16 protein-coding genes are annotated in these 20,003 nt (G+C 24.7%); 3 read left to right on the plus strand and 13 right to left on the minus strand.

Going from position 1 to position 20,003, the window contains the following annotated elements:
* Window positions 1-47: 47 nt before the first annotated feature.
* From BM020_RS09485 to BM020_RS08635, 3 genes are all read right to left on the minus strand, one after another.
* Window positions 48-230, minus strand: a complete 183-nt coding sequence (locus BM020_RS09485) for a hypothetical protein (protein ID WP_143743981.1) — start codon at window positions 228-230, stop codon at window positions 48-50.
* A gap of 351 nt (window positions 231-581) precedes the next feature.
* Window positions 582-836, minus strand: coding sequence for a type II toxin-antitoxin system RelE family toxin (locus BM020_RS08630; protein WP_067146898.1), 255 nt, complete (start codon window positions 834-836; stop codon window positions 582-584).
* 1 nt (window position 837) lies between these two features.
* Window positions 838-1,059 carry a hypothetical protein gene (locus BM020_RS08635; protein ID WP_067146899.1) on the minus strand — a complete coding sequence of 74 codons (222 nt, stop codon included), beginning with the start codon at window positions 1,057-1,059 and terminating at the stop codon, window positions 838-840.
* Between the two features lie 319 nt (window positions 1,060-1,378).
* On the opposite strand from BM020_RS08635, the gene BM020_RS08640 reads away from it, so the two are divergent.
* Together BM020_RS08640 and BM020_RS08645 are read left to right on the plus strand one after the other, a co-directional pair.
* Complete coding sequence (locus tag BM020_RS08640) at window positions 1,379-2,245, plus strand: alpha/beta fold hydrolase (protein WP_067146900.1); 867 nt, start codon at window positions 1,379-1,381, stop codon at window positions 2,243-2,245.
* A 401-nt stretch (window positions 2,246-2,646) separates the two neighbouring features.
* Entirely contained in the window at window positions 2,647-3,555 is a 909-nt protein-coding gene (locus BM020_RS08645) for a pyrroline-5-carboxylate reductase family protein (protein ID WP_067146902.1), read from the plus strand.
* Between the two features lie 248 nt (window positions 3,556-3,803).
* Here the strand turns inward: BM020_RS08645 and BM020_RS08650 are convergent, their stop codons facing one another.
* The 10 genes from BM020_RS08650 to glf all read right to left on the minus strand — a co-directional run bounded on the left by BM020_RS08650 (window position 3,804) and on the right by glf (window position 18,571).
* The gene (locus tag BM020_RS08650) at window positions 3,804-5,699 is read right to left on the minus strand and encodes a YhgE/Pip domain-containing protein (RefSeq protein WP_074798890.1); all 1,896 of its coding nucleotides are present in this window, start codon (window positions 5,697-5,699) and stop codon (window positions 3,804-3,806) included.
* Window positions 5,700-6,323: 624 nt separating this feature from the next.
* Window positions 6,324-6,674: a nascent polypeptide-associated complex protein gene (locus BM020_RS08655; RefSeq protein ID WP_067146906.1), complete on the minus strand. Its 351-nt coding sequence runs from the start codon at window positions 6,672-6,674 to the stop codon at window positions 6,324-6,326.
* A 139-nt stretch (window positions 6,675-6,813) separates the two neighbouring features.
* Window positions 6,814-8,817, minus strand: coding sequence for a tRNA guanosine(15) transglycosylase TgtA (gene tgtA, locus BM020_RS08660; protein ID WP_067146908.1), 2,004 nt, complete (start codon window positions 8,815-8,817; stop codon window positions 6,814-6,816).
* Between the two features lie 347 nt (window positions 8,818-9,164).
* On the minus strand, window positions 9,165-10,385 hold the full coding sequence (locus tag BM020_RS08665) for an MnmC family methyltransferase (RefSeq protein ID WP_067146910.1): 1,221 nt from the start codon (window positions 10,383-10,385) through the stop codon (window positions 9,165-9,167).
* A 484-nt stretch (window positions 10,386-10,869) separates the two neighbouring features.
* Entirely contained in the window at window positions 10,870-11,643 is a 774-nt protein-coding gene (locus tag BM020_RS08670) for a 4Fe-4S cluster-binding domain-containing protein (protein ID WP_074798891.1), read from the minus strand.
* Between the two features lie 97 nt (window positions 11,644-11,740).
* Window positions 11,741-13,852 carry a pyruvate formate lyase family protein gene (locus BM020_RS08675; RefSeq protein WP_074798892.1) on the minus strand — a complete coding sequence of 704 codons (2,112 nt, stop codon included), beginning with the start codon at window positions 13,850-13,852 and terminating at the stop codon, window positions 11,741-11,743.
* Window positions 13,853-13,970: 118 nt separating this feature from the next.
* On the minus strand, window positions 13,971-15,398 hold the full coding sequence (locus tag BM020_RS08680; RefSeq protein WP_067146916.1) for a flippase: 1,428 nt from the start codon (window positions 15,396-15,398) through the stop codon (window positions 13,971-13,973).
* A 174-nt stretch (window positions 15,399-15,572) separates the two neighbouring features.
* On the minus strand, window positions 15,573-16,391 hold the full coding sequence (locus tag BM020_RS08685; protein WP_067146918.1) for a DUF4422 domain-containing protein: 819 nt from the start codon (window positions 16,389-16,391) through the stop codon (window positions 15,573-15,575).
* 31 nt (window positions 16,392-16,422) lie between these two features.
* Window positions 16,423-17,223 carry a DUF4422 domain-containing protein gene (locus tag BM020_RS08690; RefSeq protein ID WP_067146920.1) on the minus strand — a complete coding sequence of 267 codons (801 nt, stop codon included), beginning with the start codon at window positions 17,221-17,223 and terminating at the stop codon, window positions 16,423-16,425.
* Window positions 17,224-17,473: 250 nt separating this feature from the next.
* Entirely contained in the window at window positions 17,474-18,571 is a 1,098-nt protein-coding gene (glf, locus tag BM020_RS08695; RefSeq protein WP_067146922.1) for a UDP-galactopyranose mutase, read from the minus strand.
* A 230-nt stretch (window positions 18,572-18,801) separates the two neighbouring features.
* Between glf and BM020_RS08700 the strand changes: the two genes are divergently transcribed.
* Complete coding sequence (locus BM020_RS08700; protein WP_074798893.1) at window positions 18,802-19,707, plus strand: acyltransferase; 906 nt, start codon at window positions 18,802-18,804, stop codon at window positions 19,705-19,707.
* Window positions 19,708-20,003 lie beyond the last annotated feature (296 nt).

Raw genomic sequence — 20,003 nt, forward strand, 5'->3', positions numbered from 1 at the left:
AAAGATTTTACAAAGATCATTCCAAACTTCCAAAATATAGTCAGAAATTAAACATGCCAAGTACCATAAAAAAGGACATATGACATAATCATCCTAAAATAAGAAATATCCTTTTTAAAAATTAAATCAAATGATTTAAAAACTTCACAAGAAGAATTAAATAATCTTACAAAATGAGAATCTGAAAGAACAAAATCATCATAAAAATCGCAAAATATATTGTTCAACATCTAAAATACTATTTGAAACAATTGTTTTTTGTTTTATCATTATAAAAACTTTGCTCCAACCCTTTATTAAATTTCACTATTTTTAAATAAAAATCAAAGAATTTTTAAGAAAAAACTCTAAAAACTACTAATCTTTATTAAAAAAATTTTTAAATCAACAAAGTTTTTAAAATAGTCACTAAGAGCATGAAAAACTAATAGATTATAAGATTTAAAGTGTAAAAAAATTTAAAAAAAGAGAAATGAAAGTTTATAATATTTTACTAAAACAAACTAACATTATGTAAACATATTTATAATATTTTACTAAAACAAACTAACATTATGTAAATATAATTTTTGAAGATTAATTTAATGATATACTTTTGACCTATCTTCTATTCGACCAATATAAACACAATTCTCCTCTACCTTAAAACATATTCTATAATGTCCTTTTCTAGCACTTTTATATTTAGGATATTTTTTTATTTTTTTAAAGCTAGTATTATTAGGATTTTCTAATATTTCCTCTAACCCTTGATAAATTAATTTATATACTATTGGGTTTTTCTTTTTATAATATTTTAACTGTTTTAAAGCAGAACGTTTAAATTCAATTTCCATATTAATCATCTAAATAAGAATCGAGTTCATCTAATGAAGTAAAACACACCCCTTCACCTTTTTCAAACTCTTTATCTGCTTCAATTAAATCTTTAATTTCTTGGTATTCTTCATAATCATCTAAAACTTTTGTAATTATATCATTAAATGAATCATTTTTATGGCCTATGTCTGCTAGTCTTTCATGATTTAATAAACTGACTCTAATAGCTTTTGTTTGCATAAATTATCACCTATAATATATAATTTATTTTTAAACTATATAAACTCTATCAACATAGTATATAAAGTTAATATTATCAACAAAATCAACAAGTTAAGTTAATATTAAAAATTTACTTTAATAAAAATTAAATTTAAAAAATAGAATAAAAAATTAAATAATTAACTATATCAAAATTCCCCCTTAGATTTAAAAAATTATAATAAGAATGATACCATATATAACCATTAACATTTATAAACATATGAGTTTTGTTCGATACCATAATAACTAATTAAATTAGTTAAAAATTTCTAAAATTAAATTAATCAATGATAAAATGACTTTAAAATATTTCCATAATTTAGCATATGATGAAATAGGAGAAGAAAATAATGAAATCATTCTATTTTTACATAGTAAATTATTAGGTAAATGGATTTGGAAAAAGCAAAAAGAAGATTATAAAAAATATTTTAATGGTTTTCATTGCATCTTCCTTGATTTACCAAATCATGGAGATAGTAAATCTGAAGGAGACTTTTCTATAAAAAAAGCATCTATGGAAATCAAGGAATTTGTAAAAGATTTAATTGAAACTAAAAGGAAGAAAACTCTCAAAAGAAATAAAATTAATTTAGTAGCTTCAGGTCTTGGGGCATCAATATCTATTGAAATAATTAATAAAAATCCTCACTTAATCAATAATTTAATATTTTCTGGACTTGAAATAGCAAACTTTAAAGAAAGTAAATCAAATAGCGTTATTAATCGATTAGCTAAAACACAATCTGAATATTTAAATGAAAAACCAGATACCTTTATAATAAAAGCATATTTAAGACATTATGGAATATCAAAAGAATATTTTGATGATGTTGAAAAAATTCTAGAGAGATCTATTAAAGAAGAAGAAAAAATAGCCTTTGAATCATTAAATTATACAATCCCTAAGAGTTTAATTGATAATAAAAGACTTTTAGAAAAAGAAAATATGCTAATCATTTTTGCAAATAAAGAAGATTTAAATTGTACACAATCTGCAATTGGGCTAAAAAGCTTATTTAAAAATGCAAAATTAATAGAAATTGATAAAGGAAAGCACCTTTGGAATATAATTGATAATGAATTATTTAACACTATAATTGCTAATTTTATTAAATTTAATTATATTGAAAAAAATTCTAAAATAAATATTTTAGAATAAAACTTAAGCCCTATTAAAAAAATTCTAAAATAGATATTTTAGAATAAATCCTAAAATTTTTTCATAAATAAATTTTATTAATACTTAAAGAAATTAACTAATGCATTTTAAACTAAATTTAAGTAAAATATATTTTAAAAAAAATAAAATAAACTTTAATTAAAGCTTTAAATTAAAAAATAAAACTGCAAAGTTTATAAATAATTAAAATAAAAGTATTAATTAGTTATAAATAATATTGAAATTATTTTATAAAGAGATAGTTTTAATAAATATTTTTAATTAAGATTTAAAGTTTTAAAAAAATCAAGAATTATGATTTTGTATTATTAATATAATATCAAATTTTAGATAATTTAAAATCCATAATCTTTTTTAAAACACATAGTGAAAGGGAAACTATGAAATTAGGAATTATTGGATACGGAAATATAGGTTCAATGATAGTAAATAATATACTAAAACTTAATTTGCTATTAGATGACGAGGAATTGATTGTTTCAAATAGACACCTTAATAAATTTGAAGGTTTAATTAAGGAATATCCTAAAGAAAATCTAAACATTAGTTCAGACAATGAAGAAATTGCAAAACAATGCGAAAAAATCATTATTTCCGTTGAAACCCCCCAATTTAAAGAAGTTCTAGAAGAGATTAAGCCTTTTATTAATGAAAAAACTCATATCATATACACCTGTGCAGGACTTAATTTTAACCATATTAAACCATTTTACGATGGAAAATTAACTTTAGTTATTCCTACTTTAGCTTCAACTGTTACTTCCAATAACTCAATAAGTTCACTATCAAGAAGAAAAGGAATAACTCTTATAAAACATAACAATAAAGTAGATTTACAAGAAAAACTCTTTGTTGAAGACTTATTTAATGAATTTAGTTTTGTTAAAGAAATTCAAAATTTTGAAGATTTTAACGATAACAATACTTTTTCTATAAAAGATGCAGAATTAGAAATAAACACTATTTTAACAAGCTGCGGACCTGCTTTTATTGCAGTAATGATTGAAAATCTTGCTAAAATCACTAGTGAAATGACGAATATTAGTAAAAAAGAAGCAGATGAAATGATTTTGAAAACAGTCATAGGTACTGCAATATTAAAAGATAATCAAGAATTATCTAACAGAGACATTATTAATAAAGTAGCTACTAAAAAGGGAATAACTCAAGAAGGAGTTAATTTATTAGATAAAAAACTTACTAAAATAAATAGAGAGCTAATAAAAACTTTATTAAATAGATATGAAGAAGTAAACAATGAGATGAATAAAACATATCTTAAAAAATAGATACTAATTTTATATAAAAATTAAAATAATAAACTTTTTTTAAAAAATAGCTAAAATAATAAACTTTTTTTAAAAAATAAAATAAAAAAATAGCTAAAATAATAAACTTTTTTTAAAAAATAAAATAAAAAAATAGCTAAAATAATAAACTAATTCTTAAATAAAAAATTAAAAAGGATTTACTCAAAAACCAAATAAAAAAAAAAAAAGTCAAGGTTTTTGAGGGGAAGCCTCAAAAAGCTTGAGTGCTAGAATAAATCAGTTTCATTTAATTTTTCTTCAAACCAGTGTGCTCTTTTATCTGCAAACATTTTTACAATTAATGCTAAAACTAATGTAATTACAGCCATAGCAATTAAAATTGAAAATGAATAAATATAATTAGACCATACTAATCCTAATGCAGTTTCTCTCAGTAAATCAATTCCATGAGTCATTGGCATAAATGGACTAACTGTTTGTAATAATGATCCCATTAATTGAATAGGATAAATACCTCCAGTACCTGAAATTTGGAATACTAACCAAATTACAGCTATTCCTTTTCCAAGATGACCTAAAGATGATACTAATGAATAACAAATCAACATAAATATTAAGGCTATGAAATAAGCCGAAAATATAAACATCAATGGGTTAGATATTTGAATTCCTAATATAAATGCACCAATAAGAGTAACAGTAGTTTCTAAAAATGCCATTACCAAGAAGATTAATAACTTACCAAAGTACATCTCAGAAGGAGCATATTTAGTTCCAGTAGATTGACCAGTTCTAAGCATAACACATGTAATTATTGCTCCTACCCACATAGATAAAGCTATATAAAATGGAGCAACTTCTGAACCATAATCTGAAACAGGGTATAATTCATTTTCCTTTAAAGTTACAGGAGAATAAATATAATCCCCAACATCTTCTTCATTCACACCAGTTATACCAGAAAGTGAACTAGAAGCAGCAGAAAGTGAACTAGAAGCTGAAAGTAATGCAGAAGAAGCACCATCAGCAAGTAATGCAGAGCCTGCAGCTAAGCTTACTGAACCTTCAGCTAATTGAGTGCTACCATTAGCTAATTTAGAAGCACCATCAGCAACACCAGAAGCACCATCAGAAAGACCAGAAGCACCATCAGCTAATTTTACAGAACTATTAGCTAATTTAGAAGATCCTTGTGCAAGATTACTTGAAGATTCAGCTAAATTAGAACTTGAATTAGCTAAACTTTTAGAACCATTTACAACTTGTTTTAATTCTTCATTAGGTAATGTACTTACATCAACAGAAGAATCTAATTGTTTAGCAGATTCCTTTACTTGAGTAGAACCTGCTGAAATTTTATCTGCAGATGAAGAGATTTCAGAAGAACCAGATTTCACCTTAGAAGCACCAGAAGAAACCTTATTAGCTCCTGATTTTAGTTCTGAAGCTCCTGAAGAAACCTTATTAGAACCATCTTCCAAATCAGAAGCACTAGATTTCACCTTAGAAGCACCTGATTGAACCTTATAAGCACCAGCACTTAATTGTCCAGCACCAGAAGCCATTTGTCCAGCGCCAGATGAAAGTGCAGATTTTAACTCTCCTAATTTTGCATACGCCGCAAGATTAATAAATTGAACAATTTTTGCATTAATTTTATTATAAATTGCCCTAGCTGCTGAATCACTAAGTTTTGAGGCCATTGGGTTAGATTTTCTATTTACAATATATTCCAATTCAGCAGAATGTGGATTGTCAGTTGTAATAGAACTAATAGAACTACTAAAGTTTTTAGGAATAATTATTCCTGCATAATATGTTCCATTTTTAACCCCCTCCCTCAGTTCATCTTCACTTACAAATGTCCAATAGAAGTCATCATTTCTCTTTAATTCATCTTCTAATTGATTTCCAACATTTATCTTTTCACCATCAAAGGAGGAACCATTATCTAAATTAGCAACTGCAAATTCAAGATTTCCAGTATTCTCATAAGGATCCCAGCAAGCTTGAATATTTATAAGAGCATATAAAGAAGGCAATATTATAATAGCAAGTAAAGTAATTACTACTATAGGATTTTTAGTAAATACATCTTTAAAATCTTTTTTAAGAAGTTGAACTACATTTCTTACTCCTCTTCTTAAATTTAATTCTCTCATATAAAACCTCACATAATATAAAAAATCACATTACTAAAATCTAGATTACCATGACATATAACTAATAAATAAAACTAAATTAAACTAATTAAACTAATTAAACTAATTAAACTAATTAAATTAATAAATAAAACTAATTAAATTAATTAAATTATTTAATAAAAAGTTATTAAAATAATAGTGATAAATCATTATTAAAAATAAAACTCTGTAAAATCTTAAAAAAAATGTTTAAAAATACTAAACATTAAATAAAATCTTAATGATTTAATAAATTTTAGATAAATTGAAAATAATAGAATAAAGAAATAAAAATTTTTATTTAAATATTCTTCTAAAATTAAATTTAAATATTCTTCTAAAATTAATAATAATTAAAATTTTATATACTTAATAATATTTATAATTAATAATTAATAAAGTTTTAAAAAAATTATCTATTTTGATTTTTATAAAAAGAAAAAATAAGATAAAAAATTAAAAATTAAAAAATTAAAATAATATACTATAAAAATAGAAAATTAAAAAATTAAAAATAATATACTATAAAAATAGAAAATTAAAAAATTAAAAATAATATACTATAAAAATAGAAAATTAAAAAATAAATGAAAAATAGACTAACTATCCATTTAATTTTAAAATAGCTTCTGCTAAGTCTCCACCAGTTTCTCTTAATGCTTCTTCAGCATCAGCAGCACTTACACCAGCAGTATTAGCAACCATTTCAATATCTTCATCAGGGATAATAATTTCACTTTCAATTTCTACTTCAACAGCATTACCACTAACTTGATAAGTTTCCTGACCCATTACATTCATCATATTTACTTCAGCAGGAGAAATGATAATTTCCTTATCTTCAAAACGGATAATAACTTCTTTTACTCCTTCTAAGTCTTTCATTTCCATACCCATTTTTTTCATTTGTCTTTGCATATTTTTTAGTTGTTTTGGGTTCATACCAGGTATCATAATATTTCCTCTCTAAATTTTATTTAAATTTAATTAAATTTAGTTAATAAATATTTTAATTAAATTTTTTAAATAATTATATTCTATAAATTAGAATATATAATAATTTTTATATAATTTAAGTTTTTTAAATTAAGAATTATTTTTTCTTAAATCCTTTTCTTGTTTTAATAGCTTGACCTGTTTTAAAGTCTAGCATTTCTTTATGATTTAAAAGTGCCTTACCAAATGCTAAAAGTTCACATTCCTCATTAACAATTAAAACTTCATCATTAGAACGGATATTTTCATCACAATCTTTTATAAACTTAGCAAAAACACTTTTTCCATCACGAGCAAATGATTCTACACTGTTATCAATCATAACTTTATTTCTCATTCCATCTAAGCTAGCTAATCTTTTAGCACCTAATTTAGATAAAATTAAAAAGCTATCAGAAGCTCTCATATTAACAATATTTTGATTTTTATCGTAAATATGTCTTATCTTACCAGTTTTTTTACTTTTTTCTATTTTAATTTCTCCAGTAAATAAAGCTTCTCCAGCACCTTCGCCAAATTGATAATCTGCAATAGCTTTTAACTTTTTAATATCGTCTTTTTCAAATTTGATATCTTCAGAATTTGAATAAGGCTCTATATAATCAAGCTCAAGCTCATCTAAAACTTTAGGATCTATTAAAACATTGCCATAATTTTCTGCAAAGTCCACTAAAAAGTCCCTTGTAAAATCAACTGCTATTTTATCATGAATCTTAGGTGCATCACTTTGACTCAGTGGATAAAGCTCATCTAATTCAAGTGGAATTAAACAAAATGGAATATCTAAAACCATAAAATCAGTTTCATGATTCTCTATAATACATGGTTCATCTTCACCTTTAGATTCATCTTTTGCATAAACAAAGAATTCTTTAAAACTATTTGATAAATATTTACTATAAGGTTTCCTGTAAGCTGGAAGTACAATAAGATTTTTCTTTTTATCCATTTCATTAAGTTTATTTAAATGCCTTGTAACTTCTGCCCTTCTTAATGATTCTGGACCGGTGTAGAAAAATGCTGATTTTTTACTGCGAGGATCAAATTTCTCTAAATCATCACTATATTCACCCAAATGCCTTAAAGCATCAAGAAGCATAGGATGAGCTCTGCATCTTTCTTCTACAAGCTCCATCAAGCTACCTTCAGAAATAGCTTGGCGAATAAGTCTAAGTTCTGCAAAGCTTACATGAAGATTATGCTCTGCAATAAGTTTTACTCTTTTCTCTTTTTCCATTGCTCTTAAATCATCTGGAGTGTATTTACAACAAACTTCACAGGAACAAGGCATCTCAGTTAAATTTTCAAGTTTTATTGTACCTCTTGTAGTGAGGAATCTGTCTCCTTCTGCATATAAAATATAAGCTGCAGAATCAAATAAATCACAACCCATAGCTACACAAAGTGCAAAAATCATAGGATGTCCTGCACCCATTAAATGACGTGCTTTAGAATCGGGTAAACATTTAACAGAATGCATTACAGCATCCACCAAATCTCTGTAATGATACATTTCCATAAGTGGCACAACAGCACCGATCGGATATAAGTCTGCATCAAGCTTTGTTAATTCAGTTGCACAGTATTCTCTTAAATCAGGAAAAGTAGAGCCTTGAACTACAGAATTTAATTTCATTTCATAATTATTATCTCTTACAAAACCAATAGCTTCCTTTGCACGTTCTAAAGTGATTTTTAAATCTTCTTCAGCTTTTTCATAATCAACATAAGGTGCAGTTGGAATATCGAGAGAAGTTCCTATATCTGTTCCAATAGCTTCTTGAAATTCAATAACTTCCTTATTTGTTATATCTACATCACCATAAACAGATAATTGGAATGATCCAGAATCAGTCATAATAGGCCCATCAAAGTTTATAAGTTCATGTAAACCAATATCCAATGCCTTTTTACTTAAGTCTTCATCTTTATAAATTAAATAAGCATTGGTTATTACAATATCTGCTCCATAATCTTTAACATTAATTGTTTGTTTTCTAGGATGAATTACAGGCATTAAATTTGGAGTTTTAATATCTCCATGTTTTGTTTTTAAAAGACCTACTCTTCCCCTCATATCTTTTGCTTTAATCTCAAACATATTTTCTTTCCTTGAAATAATTTTAAATAAATTTTTTAATAGAATTAATCAATTGTAAAAATTTTAAAAGATAAATAATAATTACAAATTTAATAAATCTAAATAATGTAATAAAAAATAGATTATATACTATTATTAATTTAAAAGTTTAAAAAGTTTATTAATAAATAACTGACAAAATGATAATTTAAAAAAAAAGTAATATAAATTAAAACTAATCTAAATTTTATGATAATTTAAAAAAAGGAATATAAATTTAAACTAATCTAAATTCTTATTTTTTACCCCATCTAAACAATTAAAACTAATCTAAATTCTTATTTTTTACCCCATCTAAACAATTAAAACTAATTTAAATTCTTATTTTTTACATCATCTAAACGTTTCATCATTTTTAAAATACGAGTTCTTGAATTATTATCCTCTAAATATTCTTCCATGTAATCATTTTCAGGTTCTACAATATAGAAAGCTTCTTTTGATAAAACACCAGGAATATTCATTTTTGAAAGGTTTCTTTCTACTCTTCTTTTTAATGGTTTATCATCCATATCTTGAGCTAAAAATATAGGAGTTTTTACAGCTGATGATATTTTAGTATTATGACGAGCTAAATGACGTTCTTCTCTTCTATTATCAAGTATTTCAGCTGAAGAAAGGTTTAAATTAGGATCTCTAAATGGAATACCTACATCAGATAAAGCCATTTTAATCTCATCATTTCGAGCTAATGACTTTCTAAGGTTTTTAGGATTTGGTGATGCTAAAGTTCCACCTTGAAAACGTCCGAAGATTGGACCTAAAGATACATAAAAATCCGCTTCAATAAACCCCATTCTTACAGGAGCTGATGAAGTATATGTAGCAACTATTCCATTATCTTTAATCACTCTTCTAAACTCTTTAAAAAAGTCCACACTAAGCAGTTCAGGAGACATATTTTGGCTAAAAGGATCTAAAAATATAGCATCATACTTTTTATCTTCTAGTTTTTGTATAACCTGCCTTGCATCATCAATATGGATTTCTAAATCAATATTATTTGGAATAATAGTTTCTTCGAGTTCTAATGATGCATAATTAGAGTCTATTAAAGCTTGCTCTATTGCTTTTTTAGTAATATCATGAGCTTTTATTGGAGATGGAACCATTAAACCAGCAGCAAGAGTTGGTTTAGATATTTCCAACATATCAATATGTAAATTTGCATTTCCATCACTATTTTTTATAAAATCATCAATAGCTGCAGATGAATTATAACCTAAACCTGCACAGATATCTAAAATAGTTATATCCTCATCATAATTAAGTTTTAGAGGTTTTATAAACTTTTCAAATGATTCACTTATTGCTCCAGTTGAAGTATGTAATGTTTCTACCTTATGATTTATTTCCTTTGATTTAATACTGTATGATCCATCATCTGTTTTTACAAAGTATTCTTTATGTTCTGCAAAAATAGAATTTCTATATTTAGCATCTTTGTATTTTCTTTCATTATCAAATGCTTCTTTTATTAAATCATAAATAGTCTCATCAATTACAGTAGACTCTTTTACATAGCTCATTTAATCACTTTAAATAGTTTTAGATAGATATTAAAAAATTTTAAATATCATTAATATATTTTAATATTAGTTAAATTATTATTTAAATTTTAATAATAAAAAATAATAATAAAAATAGATTTAATCAATAAAACTATTTAGAAAAACAGGTTTTATTAAGATTTTCTCATACTGCTTCAATTAATCCTTTCTTCAATTAATCCTTTAATAAAATAGTTCATATACTTTCGATTATATGTGTATTTAAATAATATCTTAAAAACATATTCTTAAAAAAAATACATACTATTAAATTCAAGATTTTAAAAATCTAAAATCACCTATTTAAATCTTTAAATTCTTGAAATAAAATTATAGCTACTGAATCCATTAGAATTTTCTTTGGAATTTTTCTCAAAGGTTTATCTCTAAAACATCCCCATTTCACCTTATTTCCACCTTAATTAAGATTTAAATTAATAAATAAGCACAAAGACTGAAATGACTACAAACTAATAACTCTAACATTAGAATTAATCTTTTTAATTTTTTTATAAATTTCATTAACGAAATCATCATTAATTTCTGAAAATGAATTAAATTCTTTATTTAAAGATTCATATTTAGATTTAGCTAAATTATGAGTTTTAAAAATCTCTACTTTAAAATTAGGATATTTTTCAATTAGTTTTAAAATAAGCTTAATATTTTCTTCCTTTAAAGTATATTCTTTATTTAAAGGAATTCTAAAAGTAATATTTTCATTTTTTATTTTAGAATTATTGATTAATTCTAAATTTTTATAATATGCATCCATATCCAAGTTTAAAACTTCTTTTGCTTCTTTTTTATCTAAAAGTTTTATGTCAATGAATAATTCATCAATAAAAGGAATAGCTATTTTTAAAAGATTGTTTGAAACAGATAAAGAAGTTTCAAAACAAATATTAATATTTTTATCCTTTAAATTCTTTAAAAGTGGTTTTAACGATTCGATTTGAAGGAGTGGTTCCCCTCCTGAGAATGTAACTCCCCCTTTAGCATCACCATAATATATTTCATCTTTTAAAATCTCTTTTTCAAGCTCTTCTAATGAAATATCATAACCAAATGATTCATTTTTATTATTGTGATTATAATCTTCTATTTCAAAATTAAGGTTTTCTGGATTACAGCACCAAGGACAAGTTAAATCACACCCTTTTAAAAATACAGTAGTTCTAATTCCAGAACCATCTTGTAGAGAAAAACGCTGTATATTCGTAATTCTAACTGTCATTTTATCACTTAAAAAATAAAAAAATAAAAAATAAATAAAAATTTATTAAAATAATGAAAAAATAATCTAATATAAAATATTAAGAAAAATACTTTAATTAACTTTTTCCTTCATTTTTTAAAGCCCTTTTAATTAATAAATCTTTATAATCTTCAGGTAAATCATTGAAGTATGCACTAAAACCCCAAACTCTTACAATTAAATTAGGATGCATATCAGGATTTTCTTTTGCTTCAATTAAAGTTTTACTACTTACAACATTCATTTGCATTTGGAAAAATCCTAATTTAATGCTTGAAATAATGAAGTCTGTAAATTTATCCAAATGATTTTCAATTAAATCTGGTGAAAGCATTAAATCTACCACATTACCATTGAATTTAGCTCCACCATAGTCTAATTTTGATGCAAAATGTAATATTTCAGTAAAATCTTTATTAGTATCTAAGGATATATGGGTTGAAAAAGGCTCTCCTTCTTTTCTACCATCAAATGAAGCTGATATTTCACTACCTGCACTAATATAAGAAGGAGCACTTAAACCAAATTTAATTTTGCCTCCAAACTTATTAGTATACCCTTTAAAACAATCTTCTAAAAAGAAAATAATCTCATTAGAAATAGATAATATTTCTTCATCATCCATAGCAAAACAAGGTTTTATACTTTTCAATTCATTAAATACATTATGATACTTAGCTTTTTTAAAGTTATTCTTCCTCATTTTATTTAATTCATTTAAAGTATATTTCTTCTCTTCAAAAACAAGTTTTTTAATATTATATAAACTATTTACAGTATTTGCAAGTGAAACAGTAGTAATTCCATAATGATTATATTTAGCTCCACCTTTAGAAATATCAATTTGTTTATCATTACAATCATCTATAAATAAAGAAAGGATTGGATCTTCATTCCATCCTATATCATCTAGAGTTTGAATTAATGATTCTGCTTCTTTTTTAAGATAGTATTTATAGGAATTAAACAATTCATCAAAATTTTCTAGCATACCTAATACTTCTTTATTTTCACTGTCAAAAAACTCATTTAAAGGTTTTAAAAAAGATATGAAATTAATATTGTTTTGTTCTAAACCTTTACCAAGTGCTGAAGGTTCCCAACAAGCAGAAACTACATAATTTGTAGCATCTTCTTTATCATATCCAAATTCGATCATCTTATCAATGACAATTTCATCATTAGAAAATAATGGACTACCAATTCCTGTATTAATAGTTTTTAAAGACAATTCAATTAAATCACGAGGAGTTTGATTGCTTATTCTAAGTAAAACTTTAGGATCTGGCAATTGAAGCTCTTTTATTGCATTAATAAACATATAAGTCAAATCATTATAGAAATAATATTCTCCATATTCATCGCTGTATTTGCCGCCAAGAATAATTACTTGACCAGTATCCCCCATAAGAGCAGCACTTTTAAACCAATAATAGGAATGTAAAGTTTTTAAAAATGATTTTATTAATTCATATGCTTCTTCTTGTGTGATAAATCCACTATTCAAATCATCAAGGTATAAATCTTCAAGTATTTTATCTAATCGACCTAAACCATTTAAACCATGCCCAGTTTGCCATAAAAGTTGATTATAGAACAATATTCTTTGTAAAGCTTCTTCAAAGTGTTCTGCCTCCCTATCTATCATATTTTCAAAATAGTGAACAAATTTAGTTTTTTCCTGGTGATTAGACTTTTTTAATTTCTTAATGATTCTATAAATTAATAATTCAATAGCATCAACTGTATCTTGTTGATTTCTAATAAAATCAGAATCAGAATATAATTTCATCCTATATCCTTCTTTAGGATTAAAATACATTTCATTATAGTCATAAATAGAATTATTTAATACTCTAGAGTAATCAATTGAAATATTATCAATTATATGGCCCTCTTCAGATAAGTTTTTAAATTCATCTAAAAAGAATATGAAACCGTCTTTAGGAACTGTTATCTCTAGTTTTCTAAATAGATTCTTAATTTGAGTTCCTTTATTAAATTTATTAGTGGTTATATACAATTTATACATATTTTTAGCTAAATAACTACTAGCTTTCTCCCTACTGCCAAATCTTCTAGTTAATTTACGGAATAAAAAAGCTAAAGTTATGGATCTTTTACCTAAAGAATTGCCTTGTGCTTTATGGTAAGTCTTCTTTGCGAATTTTTTAAAGAATGTATTCATAATTTAGCCCCTATAATTTAGCTCCTATTTAGTAGTTTATTTTTTTATAAAATAAGAATAATTATAAAAAATAATATATTAAAAATAAAGTAAATAAAAACTTATAAAGTTATCATTATTATCTCTTTAGTAATTCATTAATAATATATTTATCAGTATCATCAATTGTTTTAGTAATAATCAATGCTAAAATATATACAATTAAACCTATAGGAATAGCTAACCATAATGATACATTTATTAAATAAAGAACAATGAACAGTATAAAACCACAAATAATTAATTTAATAATTGTTTTTAGTAATAAAAAATCTGGCCTATACTCTGTTTTAGAAATAGAACATAGCATAAGGACTAAAATTAATATTTCACTAAGTACTGTAGTAATAGATGCACCAATATAAGACCAAATTGGTATTGTAAGATAATTTAAAATAATATTAAATATTGCAGTTACAAGATATATCTTTGTTACAGAAAGTTCTTTTCCAATTGAATTAAGTAATGATGTTGCTACACCATTGATAAATAAAAATACAACTGTCCAAATAAGTATTTGCATAGCAGGAGAAGCAAGAGCATACTTACTACTATAAATTAAATTTATTATATAAGGAGAATAGAGATACACTCCAATATTTATTGGCAATAATATAAGTAAAGAATATTTAAAAGACTGTTCAAAGCTCACTTTAAGTAAATTAGTATTTTCAGCATATAACTTACTCATTAAAGGGAAGATAACATATTGATAAATTACATAAAATGCTACAAAGACTGAAACAATTTTATATGCAGCGTTATAAATTCCAGTGGCATAGTTTCCAGATAAAAATTTAATCATAACAACATCTATTGAGAAATAAACTGTATAAAAGAATATGCTTAAACCAAATGGAATAGATTTTATAGCTATATCTTTCCAAAAAGACAAATCAAATTCAAATTTCGGAATTCCAAAGGATCTGTTCATATTTAATACCATGTAAATTAAAAATGCTAAATAAGCTAATGCATATGATAAAGCTACAGCAACTAAACCTAAATCTAATACAACAATTAATAAAGTAAATAAGAGCAATAAAACACTTGTTATAATTTCACCAATTGAATTAATCTTCTGATTTTCATATGCTTGAAATACCCCACCAATAAATTTAATCATACATATAAAAATAGTCTCAATTGAAATTATTAAAGCTACTTCAATAGTTAATTTATTATATCCCCATAAAAACAATATTAGAGCAGTGAGAATAAATATAACAAGAGATAAAATTATTTTAAATGGAATAAGATTATTTATAAATTTCTGAGTTTTAGATTTATCTTGAGAAAGTTTACGAGTAGTATAAGTACTCATTCCAATATCGGTACCCATACCTAATAAAACAGTAAATGAAATAGCAAATGATAAAATACCATAATCATTCACTCCAAGATAACGAGCAATAGCTATTGTCCATAAGAATGCACATATATTAACTATTAGTTGAGATGAGGCAACCCAACTTATATTTTTAAACAATGTTTTTATTTCACTCATAATAACACACTAATAAAATAAAATTAACTAGAAACTCATTTAAATTAAAATCACTTTAATATTATGCCTTTTATTAGACCTTTCAATATTAAACCTTTCAATATTAAACCTTTCAATATTAGACCTTTCAATATTAGACCTTAATTAATAAAATATCGCCATATACAAACTTATCTAATAAAATAAATCATGTATTTTCTTTTCAATTCTTTTACCAATTGATTTTTTAAAGAAATTAAAGTATAAAAATTGATACCCCTTTCTTAAAACCTTATTGTCAGATAAAGCCATTCTGAATTTTAATCCCTTTCCTAAATAATAAATAGGAACTTCTTTTATTTTTAAATGATTATATTCTATCCAAACGTTAAAAATAGCTTCTGAAATAAGTCCAAATACACGAGGATATTCATCTACATCTATTCTATTTTCAACTTCTTCAAGTATTGGAAATACCCAATCACAATAATGATTAATAAGCTCTTTTCTTGATATAAACATATTATAATTAGAAAAACTAGATTGATTTAAGATATCTTCAAAAGTTTCTAAATAATCAGGAGCCAGTTCTTTAAAAACATCTCTAGTGATTTCTAAGGCTTTATATAAATGATGTCCTCGATAAGTTTCCCAATAAGATCCTTTAATTAAATCTGTTTTTTTAGGAACTATAATATCATAATTAAACAAATAATCAATTATTTCTTCTTTTTCAATAAGTTTAGCATTTTTTCCTTTAAAATATCTGCGATAATGACATAATCCAATTATATCTGCAGAAGATGCCTTAGACATCCAATATAGGCCAGTGAGCTCACAATAATCTTTGTTTTTAAATGATATATTACCTTCAAAGCTATCATCACTAGAAAATCCAAAATTCTCCTTACCATTTCTACCAACAAATAAAGGAGTATAAATCTCATCATTTCTGATTTCACGAATAGCTTCTTCACTATGCGAAATAACATATAATTGGATTTTGTTTAACATAATAAAACCATAAAAATTAAATTAAATTAAATTAACGTCTCATGTCTTTATGAAGTAAAGCAATAAATATATGAACATAAGCCCATCTAACAATAGCTCTTTTTACTAGCCACATATGAACATTTAATCTTAATCCATTTACTTTTAACTCTGATTCTTTAACTTTAAGATTTTGTTTATCCATCCAAACATCAAAAAGCCTTTCTGTTAAAAATCCATAGATTCTTTTTTGATAATCATCATAACCAGTCATATCTACTCTTTTTTCTACTTCAAAAAGTATAGGAAATACCCATTCACAATAAGGATCAATGACTTCTTTTTTTGCAATGAACATATTATAATAGTAAAGTTCTTTACCATTAATTACCTTTTTATAACTTTCAATGTATTCTGGACATTGTTCTCTAATTACTTCTTCACACAGGTCTAAATCTTTTGCATAATTCCAATGATTGTAATCTTCATAAACAGAACCTAAAAGAGCTCTTGTTTTTTTAGGAAGAATAATATCATAATCTTTAAAAATTTTATCAATATCTTCTCTTTCAAGTCTATGACCTAATCTCCATTTAGCAAAATAACGCCTATAATGAACTAATCCAATAATATCTACTTCACTATTCTTCCAAATCCAGTAAAGACCAGTTAATTCACAATAAGAAGAGTTTTTATTTGATATATTGTCTCCTATATCATCACTTAGAAAACCAAGATTATCTTTACCATCCCTACCTACAAAAAGAGGTAGATAAACATCATTTGCATCTATGTCTTTAATATCTTCTTCACTATGAGAGACAACATAAACTTGAATTTTTGAATTTTTCATGATTTTATCCCTAATAAAAAATTTTAAAAAAATAAGAAAAGATCTTAATTGAATAATAAATTATTAATAAATTATTTTATAAAAATACTCATTTATAAAAAAAATAAGTTTCTTTAAATAATAATTTATATTTTTTAAATATTACTTTATAAGTTTAACTATAATAATCAAATAAAAATAAAAATAAAATTTATAAAAAAATAAAAAAGAAAAATGTGAAAAGAACTAAAATAATAAAAAATAAAATCAGTTATCCTAAGCTTTTAACTAATTTTAAAGCCTCTTCAATGACTTTCCACATATCATAATATTGATACATTCCAAGTCTTCCACCAAAGATAAGATTATCCTCTTTATCTGCTAACTGTTTATACTTAGCAAACAATTCACTATTTTTATCATCATTCATTGGATAATAAGCCTCTTCACCTTTCTGCCAGGTTTTTGGATATTCTCTTGTAATTACAGTTTTATCAGATTCTATATTTTCAAAATGTTTATGCTCAATAATTCTTGTAAATGGAGTTTCTCTATCTGTATAATTAATAACTGCATTTCCTTGATAATTTTCAATATCTAAAGTTTCAAACTCAAAATCCAATCCTCTGTATTCAAGCTCTCCAAAACAATAATCATAATATTGATCTATCATTCCAGTGAAAATTATTTTATCTGCAATATTTAACCATTTTTCTCTATCCTCAAAGAAATCAGTGTTTAACTTTACATCAACAGCTTCAAGCATTTTTTCAATGATTTTTCTATATCCTCCAATAGGGATACCTTGATACAGATCATTAAAGTAATTATTATCAAAGGTAAATCTTACAGGTAATCTTTTTATAATAAATGCTGGTAAATCTTTACAATCCCTACCCCATTGTTTTTCTGTATAGCCCTTTACGAGCTTTTCATAAATATCATATCCAACAAGAGAAATAGCTTGTTCCTCTAGGTTAGAAGGAGATTTAATGTTAGCCTCTCTCTTTTGCTCTTCTATTTTTGCCTTTGCTTCCTCTGGAGTTTTCACCCCCCACATTTTGTAAAAGGTGTTCATATTAAAAGGAAGGTTATATAATTCCCCTTTGTAATTAGCAACAGGTGAGTTTGTGTAACGATTAAATTCAGCAAATTGGTTAATATAATTCCAAATCTCTTTATTGTCTGTATGGAATATATGTGCCCCATATTTATGTAGGTTTATTCCATGCTCCTCTTCAGTATAAACATTTCCACCAATATGGTCTCTTTTTTCTATAACTAAACATTTCTTATCTCTTTTAGTCATTTCATATGCAAATACAGAACCAAATAATCCAGACCCCACAATTAAATAATCATATTTCATTATTTCACCCAAAATTATAAATAAATTATTTAAAAAAAAATATTTAACTAAATTAATATTGATTTTTAGTATATTTAAAATGATGTATTATTTAAAAAATAAAAAACTTAGAATATTTAAAAAATAAAAAACTTAGAATATTTAAAAAATAAAAAACTTAGAATATTTAAAAATTAAAAATACTGAATATCTTTATTAATACGAACAAATAAATTAGTAATAGTGATATAATGATTATAAGTCCCAAGCGTATATTATATTTAGATGAGGTTCGTTCACTTGCAATAATGCTTGTGGTTATTGGACACATTACAAGACTATTTTCATATGATTTTTATAGTTGGTTATTCTGTTCTAGCCTATTCTCATTTACACGTATAGGTGTTCCACTATTTTTTACAGTAAGCGGTTCTCTTCTTTTAACTCGCAAATATGAACCTAAAAAGTTCCTTGAAAAACGTTTTAAAAGAGTATTTTTACCTTTCTTATTTTGGATAATTGTTTATATTATAGCAGGAGTGCTAATAGGGCATTTTGAACTTAGTTTTCAATATCTTATGAATACTGCTTTTGGTGTAGGAGATTATTCTGCATTATTCTGGTTTATTTGGTCATTAATTGGTGTTTATTTACTTATTCCAGTGATAAGTAGTTTTATACGTGAAGAAGGAATGAAAGGTGCAGAATATTTAATTACAATAACCCTTATTCTCTCAATATTATATACCATAGGCTTTTTCGATTACCCTCAAATGAAATACAACTTTAGAGTTATATTTAACTTCTTCCCTGTCCTTGGATACTTTATAATGGGATCTTATATCCACAATAAAAAATTCGATAGTTCAGATAAAAAAATCTTTGGATTAGGGTGTTTAATGTTTATAGTTGGAATAGCTGGACATTTTACAAAAATATACTTAAAAGGGCTTGGAGGGTATGGATTAGCTCCAATAGATTTCTTTGATATTTTTGTTATTATGGAAACTATTGGATTATTTCTTGCTTTTAAATATGCAAATGTAGAATGGATTAAAAAAGATGCAAGAATGATTAGAGAACGTAAAATTGGAGAGCTAATTATTTTATTTTCCTCTTGCAGTTTTGGAATCTATTTCTCACATTATATTCTTTAGGGTCCTAGATTTTTTCTAAAAATTAGAGCATTTTTTGTTCTTATTTTCTATGTTTTCAATACTCTATGATTTTACATAGTAAAAATACAAATTTTATGAACGTTATTAACGTAAAAAGTGCCTTTACAATCGTTAAATTTAAATACTATGTTAAACATATATTTATTTAGTGAATTAACATGAAACATAGTATTAAATTTGATAATAAAGACACTAAATATATTATATTGGTTAAAGCATTTAAATTTATCGACTTGTGAAAAATCTAAAAAAATTTACGCAAGTTATGGGATTAA

This window comes from Methanobrevibacter olleyae (genome assembly GCF_900114585.1).
In the GTDB taxonomy this organism is placed as follows: Archaea; Methanobacteriota; Methanobacteria; order Methanobacteriales; family Methanobacteriaceae; genus Methanobrevibacter; species Methanobrevibacter olleyae.

What these genes read in the sequence shown, in the direction of transcription:
- glf (WP_067146922.1), bottom strand. Translation starts at nt 18,571, where the DNA reads ATGAAATATGATTATTTAATTGTGGGGTCTGGATTATTTGGTTCTGTA.
- BM020_RS08650 (WP_074798890.1), bottom strand. Translation starts at nt 5,699, where the DNA reads ATGAGAGAATTAAATTTAAGAAGAGGAGTAAGAAATGTAGTTCAACTT.
- BM020_RS08635 (WP_067146899.1), bottom strand. Translation starts at nt 1,059, where the DNA reads ATGCAAACAAAAGCTATTAGAGTCAGTTTATTAAATCATGAAAGACTA.
- BM020_RS08640 (WP_067146900.1), top strand. Translation starts at nt 1,379, where the DNA reads ATGACTTTAAAATATTTCCATAATTTAGCATATGATGAAATAGGAGAA.
- BM020_RS08645 (WP_067146902.1), top strand. Translation starts at nt 2,647, where the DNA reads ATGAAATTAGGAATTATTGGATACGGAAATATAGGTTCAATGATAGTA.
- BM020_RS08675 (WP_074798892.1), bottom strand. Translation starts at nt 13,852, where the DNA reads ATGAATACATTCTTTAAAAAATTCGCAAAGAAGACTTACCATAAAGCA.
- BM020_RS08670 (WP_074798891.1), bottom strand. Translation starts at nt 11,643, where the DNA reads ATGACAGTTAGAATTACGAATATACAGCGTTTTTCTCTACAAGATGGT.
- BM020_RS08685 (WP_067146918.1), bottom strand. Translation starts at nt 16,391, where the DNA reads ATGTTAAACAAAATCCAATTATATGTTATTTCGCATAGTGAAGAAGCT.
- BM020_RS08665 (WP_067146910.1), bottom strand. Translation starts at nt 10,385, where the DNA reads ATGAGCTATGTAAAAGAGTCTACTGTAATTGATGAGACTATTTATGAT.
- BM020_RS08680 (WP_067146916.1), bottom strand. Translation starts at nt 15,398, where the DNA reads ATGAGTGAAATAAAAACATTGTTTAAAAATATAAGTTGGGTTGCCTCA.
- BM020_RS08630 (WP_067146898.1), bottom strand. Translation starts at nt 836, where the DNA reads ATGGAAATTGAATTTAAACGTTCTGCTTTAAAACAGTTAAAATATTAT.
- BM020_RS08690 (WP_067146920.1), bottom strand. Translation starts at nt 17,223, where the DNA reads ATGAAAAATTCAAAAATTCAAGTTTATGTTGTCTCTCATAGTGAAGAA.
- BM020_RS08655 (WP_067146906.1), bottom strand. Translation starts at nt 6,674, where the DNA reads ATGATACCTGGTATGAACCCAAAACAACTAAAAAATATGCAAAGACAA.
- BM020_RS08700 (WP_074798893.1), top strand. Translation starts at nt 18,802, where the DNA reads ATGATTATAAGTCCCAAGCGTATATTATATTTAGATGAGGTTCGTTCA.
- BM020_RS09485 (WP_143743981.1), bottom strand. Translation starts at nt 230, where the DNA reads ATGTTGAACAATATATTTTGCGATTTTTATGATGATTTTGTTCTTTCA.
- tgtA (WP_067146908.1), bottom strand. Translation starts at nt 8,817, where the DNA reads ATGTTTGAGATTAAAGCAAAAGATATGAGGGGAAGAGTAGGTCTTTTA.